This window comes from Paracraurococcus lichenis (assembly GCF_030657435.1).
Lineage (GTDB): Bacteria > Pseudomonadota > Alphaproteobacteria > Acetobacterales > Acetobacteraceae > Paracraurococcus > Paracraurococcus lichenis.
Genome location: NZ_JAUTWS010000406.1, coordinates 1 through 669, shown reverse-complemented (window position 1 = coordinate 669; position 669 = coordinate 1). Strand labels below are relative to the sequence as shown.

Annotated in this window: 1 protein-coding gene and 1 pseudogene; both read right to left on the bottom strand. The window is 67.0% G+C overall.

Annotation, left to right across the window (positions count from 1 at the left end; translation table 11 throughout):
• Positions 1–146: 146 nt before the first annotated feature.
• Entirely contained in the window at positions 147–278 is a 132-nt protein-coding gene (locus Q7A36_RS40520) for a hypothetical protein (RefSeq protein ID WP_305109446.1), read from the bottom strand.
• A gap of 215 nt (positions 279–493) precedes the next feature.
• Positions 494–669: pseudogene (locus Q7A36_RS40515) on the bottom strand (IS256 family transposase); the annotation flags it as partial.

The following is a 669-nucleotide window of genomic DNA, read 5'->3' as shown; positions in this document are numbered from 1 at the left end:
CAATGCCAGACGCCCGCATTCTGGCCTGGACGGCAGGACCCCTGACGAGGCGTATGCGGCCGATACGGTGACGAGATTGGCGGCTTGACGGAAACCAGAACCGAGCTTATCCAGGCCGCCAAGCTGTCCAACGAATGGGGGCCACCTCAGAGGGCAGCCTCGCGCCGGCGCGCCTGGCCACCGAAGGTGCGCTCTGGGGCGCCATCAAGGCGCATGGCCTGCTGCCCGGAACGGTGATCGTCAGCGACGATGCCGGCCAGTTCGCCCTCGGCGAGCATGCCCTGTGCCGAGTAGGTGGGGATGTTGCCATCCCCACCCCTCACAGACCCGGACGTGCAGATTTCCCGCATCCGGTTCCTCACGAGAGAGCTTCGCTCATGGTGGCGTAGCGGTGGACGATCCGTGGTGGCGGTAGAGGATGTCGCTTCAGCCGCTCATTGGGGGATGTCCCGGCCAATGTTGAGCATGGCGAGCGGCGCGGCCGAGAGTGACCCTATGCGGCGCGCGTCTGCTGTGCAATCGGCGTGATCGTTGCGGTCTTTGCTCGGTGGGCAGTGAGTGCGGCACGGAGCGCCGGGAGATGCCGCTTCGCCTTTAGCCTGCGAAAGCCCTTGGCAGCTTCGAGCATCGCCGCGGCGGTCCAGCGCAGCGCCATGTCGGCGTCGCGCC

Excerpts from the sequence above, each read along its gene's own strand:
- Q7A36_RS40520 (WP_305109446.1), bottom strand. The coding sequence starts at position 278 with ATGCTCGCCGAGGGCGAACTGGCCGGCATCGTCGCTGACGATCACCGT.